Origin of the sequence: Bacillus suaedaesalsae (assembly GCF_016890225.1) — a bacterium.
Lineage (GTDB): Bacteria > Bacillota > Bacilli > Bacillales > SA4 > Bacillus_BS > Bacillus_BS suaedaesalsae.
The window spans coordinates 64,499-70,622 of the sequence record NZ_JAFELM010000042.1; the positions used below are offsets into that span (position 1 = coordinate 64,499).

Here is a 6,124-nt window from a genome sequence, read left to right on the forward strand (position 1 = left end):
GAGAGCATGTATTTGCTCTCGTTTTTTTCTACTAATTTGTTCCAGTGAATTGAAGAAATAATTGATTGAGTTCCTTAGCCACAGCAGGACTTGTTATCTTGGCAATTTCCTTTATTAATTTTGCTCGCTCTAACGAATTAAAGATATTCACATTTTTCCCTCGGAGTAACCCAACAACTTTTTCAGCTTGATTAGTTGTAATGGTAATTCCATATTCCTTCGAGTATTTAAGTAAATCTTCCTTTGTAATCCGGTTAATACGTTGGTTGACAATTTGCTCAAGTAATTTCATAATAGCCTCCCTCTAATACTTAACATAGATGTCTTTCATTCAGTAGAGGATCAAAGTTTTTTTCACTGTTATGAAAGTTAAAATACGTTATACTAAACATATATGAGTAAGGTAGGGGGAGGTATTCATTTGAATTTAGCTAACAACGATGTTAGTATTGAAAACCCTGTATTTCTTGAACTGTCCAATGAATTACGTTGGATTATTCACTTCAATGGTTATGTTGTCGAGACAAATGAACATGTCAAAAAAATACTAAATGGTCCAGAGACATTTTATTCCACAATATCAAGATTACATCAAGCAGATGCTTATAGATTTGTATCATCATTAGCAAGTAAAAACGTTGGTGAACAAGTTATACTTCATGAATCAACCTCAAACATCACAATCCCCGTCAAATATCGAGCTAAACTTGTAGATAACTATATTTTTTTAAATGGAACAATCCTATTGCAGCAGGAAGTAAGTAGTGAAAAAGAAGAAGTTCAGCTTATTGAGAAATTTATCTCCAATCACATTGACCTAGCAGTCTTACATCTAACACCTACATACAATATTAAGTACTGTAATAAAAAGTTTTGTGAAATACTACATATTTCAAACGAACCTATAAAGTATAAAGACAAACCGTTAGCGAGTCTTTCGATAAATCCGATACTTTCTAAACTTATAGAACTACTGAGTCATGCCAAAGAGAAAGAAGAGAGCCTTGAATCCTACTACTATGAAGAAGAGAATTTATTTCATATACAAGCCCAATACTTCCCAACTACCAAGAATATATTATTCGTCCTACATGATCGATCTTATCAACAACGATTTGAGAATTTATTAATTTATAAAAGACAAATGGAGACCGTGTCCCAGCTCTCAGCAGGCGTTGCCCATGAATTAAGAAACCCCTTATCTGTTATTAAGGGCTTTATACAGCTATCTTCTATTACAAATGAGTGGACGAAATATTATGGAACAGTTTTATCCGAAATTAACCGGATGAATGATATTATTGATGACTTTTTGTCGGTATCGCGAAAGAAGGGAAAGAGGAATAATACCTTACCACAAGAGGTTCTGGAATCACTTACTTTCCTAATTCGTTCAGAATGTCTATTACATAATATTTCTCTTGAAGTTAGTATTGAGAAAATTGATGAATGTGTCAGCATTAATGAAGCGATGATTAAACAAGTATTACTTAACTTATTAAGAAACTCAATTGATGCATTTGAAAGTCAAGAAGAAAATCGGAACTTTAAGTTAATAGGATACAAAGAGGATCATTCTTATGTAATACAAGTTGTTGATACGGGTCCGGGCATGAGCACAGAAATAGTAAATCAATTAGGAAAACCGTTTTTCACAACGAAAGAAAAAGGAAACGGAATTGGAATACCACTATGTCGGAAGATAATTGAAGATCATGGTGGAGTGATGAAAATTGATAGTAAAGAGGGGGAAGGTACACGATTTCAGTTTACATTGCCATTAGTTACAACTTAAATTTATTTACAATTTATGATTGCTACTGTATACTATGTTGAGTTGAAAATAAATCGTAATGATTCTTATAAAGATGGTGAGTAAATGAAAATGAAAGGAAATGACGAACGTTTAATTGATATTCAAAACCTGTCGTTTCGATATAACCAGCAAAAAGTTCTAGATGATATAAATCTTACTGTGAATAGGGGAGCCTTTTTAGGCTTAGTTGGGCCAAATGGTTCAGGTAAGTCGACGTTATTAAAGTGTTTACTAGGCTTACTAAAGCCAGATGAAGGCTCTATAAAGTTATTTGGGGAAGACATTTCGGTTTTTAATGAATGGTTTAAGATCGGGTATGTATCACAAAAGGCAAATAGCTTTAACTCAGGTTTTCCTGCTACAGTAAATGAAGTTGTCTCAACAGGTCTCGTTTCAAAAGCAGGGCTTTTTAAGAGATTAAGTAAAGATGATAAAGAGAAAATTATTTCTTCTATACAAGCTGTCGGAATGGAGAAATTTCTCAATCGAAACATCGGTGAATTGTCAGGTGGTCAACAGCAACGGGTATTTATTGCAAGAGCATTAGTTAGTGAACCAGAGCTATTAATTCTAGACGAACCGACGGTAGGAATTGATGCTGAAACAGTTCAGAACTTTTATAATATGCTTGGAAAGTTAAATAAGGATAGAGGTATCACGCTAGTTCTCGTCACTCATGATATCGGTACAATTACAGATAAAGTGAGTCATGTTGCCTGTTTAAATCAGCACTTACATTTCCACGGGAATACAGGGGAGTTCTCAGAGCAACAAGATAAGTTATCACAATTCTATGGTCATCATGTCCATGTTTTGGATCATGATCATGGAGGTTGTGAAAAATGTTAACATCATTATTCGAATATGAGTTCATTCAAAATGCATTTATTGCAGGTGTATTAATTGGGATCGTTGCTCCACTTCTTGGAGTGTTTATTGTCGTGAGAAGGCAAGCACTTATTGCTGATGCATTAAGTCACATTACATTAGCAGGTATTGCAGCTAGCTTATTATTAGAGAAAAAATGGTCTGCTTTTACGTTTAATCCTCTTTATATGGGAATGGCGTTTTCAGTAATTGGCTCATTATTTATTGAAAGACTTCGAAAAGTTTATAAACATTATCAGGAACTAGCAATTCCGATAATATTATCTGGTGGAATTGGTCTTGGTGTAATTTTTATTTCGTTAGCAGATGGTTTTAATACAGATCTTTTTAACTATTTATTCGGAAGTGTAAATGCTGTGAGTCGTTCTGATATGTGGACAGTTGTGGTCATTACAGTTGTTGTTGCTGTTGTGATATACGCTATCTATAAAGAACTATTTACATTGTCCTTTGATGAGGAGCATGCAGTGGCTGCTGGGGTAAAAACGAAGGTTGTCAACTTTGTATTTATTGTAATGGTTGCGCTAGTCATTGCTGCTTCAATGAGAGTAGTAGGAATTCTTCTAGTTTCCTCACTTATGACATTACCAGTTGCAGCAAGCATTCGAATTGCCACAGGGTTTAAGCAAACAATTCTGTTTTCAATTTTGTTTGGAGAAACGGCTGTTATTGGCGGATTATTTTTATCGTACTATATGAACTTAGCACCTGGTGGCACGATTGTCATCATTTCCGTTATTTTATTATTAGTGACGATTGTATTGGCTAGGAAGAAAGGTTAAACTTTTTTAACAAAAGTGGAAGGTGAATATCTCATGAGGCTACATGAAGCGATTGAAATAATGAAGGAAAAAGGCTATAAGCATACAGATAAAAGGGAAGAGATGTTAAGAATTTTCTCATCCGTTAATAAATATTTAACAGCAAAGGATATTCTAGAAAATATGAAGGATGATTATCCTGGCTTGAGCTTCGATACGATTTATAGAAATTTGTCCCTCTTTGCAGAGATGGGAATACTAGAGGCAACTGAGTTAGATGGAGAAAAGCACTTCCGTTTTAGCTGTTCAACGAAAGAACACCATCATCATTTTATTTGTATGGATTGTGGTGAAACAAAGGAAGTAAATATTTGTCCGATGGATCGTGTGCCAAATGACTTAAAAGATTACGATATAACGGGGCATAAATTCGAAATTTACGGAAAATGCCCTGAATGTACGATTCAATAATAATAAAAACCAGGCAATCAAATTGTTCTTGCCAATTTGTTTTGCTGGTTTTTTATTTTGGCTGTTTTCGCATACTTTGTTGCTATTTTTACAAAAAAAGAATTTATTTTAGGTCCGTTGATTTCCTCTTCAGGCACACGCTTTCCGCGGGAGGGACGTGAGTGGCCTCGCTCGCCTGCGGGGTCTCACGATTCCCTCTATCTCCCGCAGGAGTCGAGTGCCTTCCGCTCCAATCAACTCATTTTTTAACAGAGCTATACAAATAGCAACAATGTTTGCGAAAAGAGTCTTTATTTTATAGGCTCTGTTAAAGGCTATATATTGATTTGTGGTGGAAGGTGCGAGACACATGCAGGAGTAAGCGTTCGAGTTATCATGAACGAAACTAGCTCCTTACTCGTAACATCGTAGGTTAATTTGGTTAGAATGTTTACTGGTAAAAACAAACCAAATCAGAGCTACATTACGGAAGGAGCTAGTTATTATGAAGGATACCATAAAATATGTAGGTTTAGACGTATCAAAAGAAAAAATTGCAGTTGCGATCGCGGATGAGGGGCGAGAAGAGCCGAGATACTGGGGAGTAATTCCTCACACACCAGAAGCAGTTAGGAAATTAATAAATAAACTTGGAAACACCGAGACTCTTCGAGTCTGTTATGAAGCCGGTCCAACTGGATACCCACTATATAGATTATTACTTTCCCTAGGTGTTCATTGTGATGTGATAGCCCCATCTCTCATACCTAAAAGACCAGGTGAACGTATTAAGACAGATCGTAGAGACTCTATTCGACTGGCTCAGTTATATCGAGCAGGAGAATTAACTAACATCTATGTTCCAAACGAAGAGGATGAAGCTCTCCGTGATCTTGTAAGATGTCGTGAAGATGCAAAAGAAGATGAACTTAGGGCAAGGCACCGTTTGAGTAAATTTTTGCTTCGTAATAACATTAAGCCACCGTCAGGTGTGAACAAATGGACGGTCAAATATCGTAGATGGCTGGATGCATTAAAATTTGAAAGCTCCAAACTACGTGTGGTCTTTCAAGAATATTATCATCAATTGAAAGAGCTAGAACAACGAATTTTAAGACTAGAGGAAGAAATTAGAGTTCAGGCAACGGAGGGCGTACACGCCCCAACCATTCAAGCCTTACAATCACTAAGAGGTGTAGCTCTTATTACTGCGACTAGTCTTGTAGCGGAGATAGGTTCTTTCAAACGTTTCTCATCACCAACACAATTAATGGCCTATATTGGTTTAATACCAAGTGAATACTCAAGTGGTGAAAGAAGAATACAAGGGAGCATCACAAAAACAGGGAATCGTCATGTACGACGCTTATTAGTAGAAGCTGCATGGAGTTATCGTTATCAACCGTCAGTTAAAGGAGAATTGATGAGACGACAAAATGGACAGTCCCCCACTATTCAAGCGATATCCTGGAAAGCACAAAACCGACTTCATAAAAAGTATTACCGATTATTATCAAGAGGAAAAGAAAGTGGAAAAGCAATTACTGCAGTTGCCAGAGAATTAGCTGGTTTTATTTGGGCTATTACACAAGAGGTAGAAGAAGTAAAAAACGCTAGTTTTTGATCTTACAAGTTGTCATGTTACGGTGATATAGGTATTATTGATCCATTTTTTATGTATGGCTTTAATTTCACACGAATAATTTACGAAGAAAGATAGATGATTGAGAACAGGGCTCGAAGGCAAAGAAAAAAACCGGAAAGGAAAACCCACGTGGCCTCCTCTGTGCTATATCTAAATAGATTAACGCACGTGCCGAGTTAGTGGATTAGTCCTTTATACGGAAAGATAAAATGTGAAAACCCACGGATATCAGAGCGTAAACCGCAGTAGAGATTTTTGCCTTCGTGCCGTGTTCTTAACTTCTATTCAAGTCAAAAAAAGGAGAAAGGAACAGATTCCTTCTATAGCTTAATGGAGTCTCTCACTTCTTTGTATGACAGTCAAGGAGACCACTTGACAGACATACAAAGAAGTGAGAAGTGGTCAGTAAGCTAAAGAAGGAGCTATTCTAGCCAGAATGGCTTGCTAACTAACAAAATCAAGAAAAGAAGCCGTAAATAGCTTCTCTTCTTAGAGTTGGTCAAAAGACAATCCAAACCTGGTGAAGAGTGGGAGCCTTGACAGTTTCGTTCATATCAGGAGGCT

At 36.4% G+C, this 6,124-nt stretch carries 6 protein-coding genes; 5 read left to right on the forward strand and 1 reads right to left on the reverse strand.

The genetic code is table 11. The features are described 5' to 3' along the window. Nucleotides 1-31 precede the first annotated feature (31 nt). A complete protein-coding gene (locus JR050_RS16575) occupies nucleotides 32-292 on the reverse strand; it encodes a DUF2624 domain-containing protein (protein WP_204204707.1) in 261 nt (86 codons plus the stop codon). Nucleotides 293-421: 129 nt separating this feature from the next. On the opposite strand from JR050_RS16575, the gene JR050_RS16580 reads away from it, so the two are divergent. The 5 genes from JR050_RS16580 (at nucleotide 422) to JR050_RS16600 (ending at nucleotide 5,539) form a co-directional block, all read left to right on the forward strand. Further along, nucleotides 422-1,795, forward strand: coding sequence for a two-component system sensor histidine kinase NtrB (locus tag JR050_RS16580; protein ID WP_204204708.1), 1,374 nt, complete (start codon nucleotides 422-424; stop codon nucleotides 1,793-1,795). Nucleotides 1,796-1,885: 90 nt separating this feature from the next. Then, on the forward strand, nucleotides 1,886-2,665 hold the full coding sequence (locus tag JR050_RS16585) for a metal ABC transporter ATP-binding protein (RefSeq protein WP_204204721.1): 780 nt from the start codon (nucleotides 1,886-1,888) through the stop codon (nucleotides 2,663-2,665). Then, entirely contained in the window at nucleotides 2,659-3,486 is an 828-nt protein-coding gene (locus JR050_RS16590; protein WP_204204709.1) for a metal ABC transporter permease, read from the forward strand. The genes JR050_RS16585 and JR050_RS16590 overlap by 7 nt, the downstream gene beginning before the upstream one ends. Before the next feature lie 33 nt (nucleotides 3,487-3,519). After that, the gene (locus JR050_RS16595; RefSeq protein WP_204204710.1) at nucleotides 3,520-3,936 is read left to right on the forward strand and encodes a Fur family transcriptional regulator; all 417 of its coding nucleotides are present in this window, start codon (nucleotides 3,520-3,522) and stop codon (nucleotides 3,934-3,936) included. Nucleotides 3,937-4,420: 484 nt separating this feature from the next. After that, the gene (locus JR050_RS16600) at nucleotides 4,421-5,539 is read left to right on the forward strand and encodes an IS110 family RNA-guided transposase (protein WP_204201818.1); all 1,119 of its coding nucleotides are present in this window, start codon (nucleotides 4,421-4,423) and stop codon (nucleotides 5,537-5,539) included. Nucleotides 5,540-6,124: the final 585 nt, after the last annotated feature.